The organism is Actinosynnema sp. (assembly GCF_052038725.1).
Genome location: NZ_JBQGCX010000244.1, coordinates 1 through 1,931, shown reverse-complemented (window position 1 = coordinate 1,931; position 1,931 = coordinate 1). Strand labels below are relative to the sequence as shown.

2 protein-coding genes are annotated in these 1,931 nt (G+C 74.7%); one reads left to right on the top strand and one right to left on the bottom strand.

Annotated elements, in window-relative coordinates; genetic code table 11:
• Positions 1-205: hypothetical protein (locus ACTUAL_RS04800; RefSeq protein WP_440899394.1), on the top strand; the 205-nt coding region annotated here is incomplete at its 5' end.
• A 93-nt stretch (positions 206-298) separates the two neighbouring features.
• On the opposite strand, the gene ACTUAL_RS04795 is transcribed toward ACTUAL_RS04800, so the two are convergent.
• Positions 299-1,931, bottom strand: a 1,633-nt coding sequence (locus ACTUAL_RS04795) for a hypothetical protein (RefSeq protein ID WP_440899393.1), incomplete at its 5' end; no start/stop codon positions are given.

Here is a 1,931-nt window from a genome sequence, read left to right as displayed (position 1 = left end):
AGCCGAGCAGGACAGGCGCGCCGCCGAACTGGGCGCCCAGACCGAGCGCGCCGACTCCCTGCAACGCGCCCACGACCACTACCGGACCGTGCTGACCAGGATCGCGACCCTGACCGATCCCCGAGGCGTCCCGGACGACGCGGAGCAGGTGCGGCAGACCGTGGCCGCCGTGGCCGCGCTGGCGCAGGAACGCCCGCCGGTCTGACCTCCCCCGCCCCCTCGGGGGCGGTTCAGGGGTCGTGATCACCAGGTCCGGGAACCCCGCCCGCTTATGTCACGGTGACGAAAGTGGGCGGGGTTATTCCCGCCGTCCGCTCTCCCACTTGCGCGCGCGCACCTTCGCCAGAACCGTCCCGCCCACCGACGCCGCCACCCGTGCCAGCCCCGCGACGATCGGCCGCCCCCACCTCGGCAGCGGGCGCGGGAAGCGCTCGACCAGGCGCAAGGCCGTCTCGGCGTGCCGGGGGTTGAGCCTGCGCACGGTCTCCAGGTCCCCCACGCGGTGCCGGTAGTCGGCGAGCACGGCGCCCCGGAACCGGGTGACCTCGCCGAGCAGCTGGGGCAGACCGGGGGTCTTCCCCGCCTCGGCGAACTCCGCCCTGCCGATCGTCATGCGCTCCAGTGCCCCGCGCACCGCGGCGCGCTTGCGCAGCTCGGTCCACTGCTCCTCGGCCTGCCCGGCCACCCTGGTGCGCCGCTCGCCCGTGGTCAGCGGCTGCTCGCCCGCGATCTCGATCATCGTGGGGTCCTCGGGCAGCTCGCCCTGCCCGAGTTCGGCGTAGTCGTCGGTGATGCGCAGGTTCCGCCCGACGTAGTCGCGCCACGGCAGGACGAGCTGCTGCACGAACGCGTGCACGGCGAGGTGGTGCTCGTCGGGCCGCCGGGCGTCCAGCTCGGTGAACCGCTCGGGGGCGTGGGCGGCGTAGAAGCGCTCGACCAGCTCGTTCCGCCCGCCCTCGGGGGTGTCCGCGTGGGCGCGCGCGACCTCGTCCAGCCGGTCCCGGCGGCTCACCTGGACCTCGTAGCCGACGAACCCGCTCGGGTCGGCGTCGACGGGGAAGTCGCGCAGCCGCTCGGTGGGCACGCCCTCGCGCAGGCGCAGCTCGTTCGCCGGCCTGGTGTCGCCCCACGTCCGGGGGGCCGGGCCGATCAGGTCGGTGTAGGTGCGCAGCGATCCGGGCAGCACGTTCTGCCGCAGCGCCTCCAGCGAGCGCGGGTCGCGGATGCCGACCTGGTTGGCGGCGAAGCGCTTGTCGACGTTGAGGTCCCGGCTGCTGTCCTTGGCCCCGTGCTCGGTGATCAGCCCCGCGGCGATGCGGTTGACGATCGACTCGGGCACCAGGAAGGACCGGATCAGCGGCCGGGCGGCCGGGCTCTGCTCCCCGTACTTGTCCATCCACTTGAGCTGCCGCAGCGCCTGGCCGAGGCTGAGCCACATGACCCGCTCGGGTCCGGAGGCGGCCCCGGTGTGGATCTGCACGTGGCCGCCCTGGTCCTGGCCGACGTCCTTGTTCCTCGGCGCGCCGGAGCCGAGGGCGTCCTCGAACACGGCGACGTAGACGGGGACGTGGAACTCGCCGCCGACCAGCACGCTCTCCTGCGGCCCCCGGTTGATCACGCCCGCCCCGACCCCGCCGGTGACCCTGCTGGGCGACAGGCGCCGCGAACCGGGCACGGCCCGCGTGGAGCGCTGGGGGTCGTGCCGGTCGACGGCGTCGAGCGCGGCGTTGACGGCCGCGTCGCCGTAGCCGGTGGAGCGGTCGACGAGCCTCCTGGCGTCGTTGAGCAGGGTGGCGCGCCGGTCCGGTGGCGCGTCCGCGAGCAGGGTGGTGATCAGCCGGTCGAGCCGCTCGGGGGCGGGTGCGCCCTCGGCGAGCAGCGGGCGCAGGGCGGACTCGAAGTCGGCGAGGCGCTCCTCGGTGACCATCCTG